Source organism: Xenorhabdus bharatensis (assembly GCF_037996705.1).
GTDB lineage: Bacteria > Pseudomonadota > Gammaproteobacteria > Enterobacterales > Enterobacteriaceae > Xenorhabdus > Xenorhabdus bharatensis.
In genome coordinates, this window is the sequence record NZ_JBBMXG010000058.1 from 1 (window position 1) to 901 (window position 901).

General features: G+C 43.6%; 1 protein-coding gene. It reads right to left on the reverse strand.

Annotation, left to right across the window (positions count from 1 at the left end; translation table 11 throughout):
* On the reverse strand, positions 1-849 hold an 849-nt coding region (locus AAC855_RS21190; RefSeq protein ID WP_340612111.1), incomplete at its 3' end, for an IS982 family transposase.
* Between the last annotated feature and the right edge of the window lie 52 nt (positions 850-901).

Here is a 901-nt window from a genome sequence, read left to right on the forward strand (position 1 = left end):
AATTTTCAGTGATGGCTTTTTCTCTTTAAGGCAGTAAGCAACCAATCCCGTTAAAATCGTTAACAAAAAACCGGTTATACTTCGGTGACGAGAATGTTCTAATTGAGAGTCGTTTTTTAATTGTCCATTAATCGTTTCAATGATAAAACGCTTTTTAAGCATAATATTATCCCACTCAGCCAGTGCAAGCGTTTTCATGTTGCGGCGCTTTTTCGTGATAAAGGTGATATCCGTTTTAGCTAAATCATCCGCCAATTCCTGACTCAGATATCCTTTGTCGCCGTAAAGAGAACCCGTGAGAGCTTTTGATAATTCGCGAACAGGTTCCCTATCATCCACATTACCCGGGGTCACTTTAAGCGCTAAAATTTCGCCCAGATGGTTAACAATCAGGTGTAATTTGAACCCATAGAACCATCCCATTGAGGTTTTTCCGCGTTGCGCGATGCCCTGAAAGACCTTATGACGAGGAATACGGATGTTATGGCAAACGCGCAAACTCGTGGAGTCGATAAAAGCAATGCCTGTTGGTTTTCCTTTTAATTGAGTCAGATAACTGGATAAGGGGACCAAAACGGACGGAGCAACACTGATAAAACGGGTATAACTGAGCAAGGAGGGGAAGTCGCGGTGATGGTATTGCCAGATATGCTCCAAATAAAAGTTTTTAAAATCACGGTAATGCGACCGCTGAAAGAGGATTAAAATTGTCATGATTTCACTGGGATACATGCGGCCTTGTCTGCGGCGCAGGCGGTATCCGTTATCGAGACAAAACTGCGCCCACTGGGGGATGAAAAGACGACAAAAGTCGTCGACATCGCAGAAAATTTCAACTAACTTGTCCATGGCCTGTTCCTCCCCGGAGTAGTTTTAGGCTTTCACCAAAACTTTGCTCCTG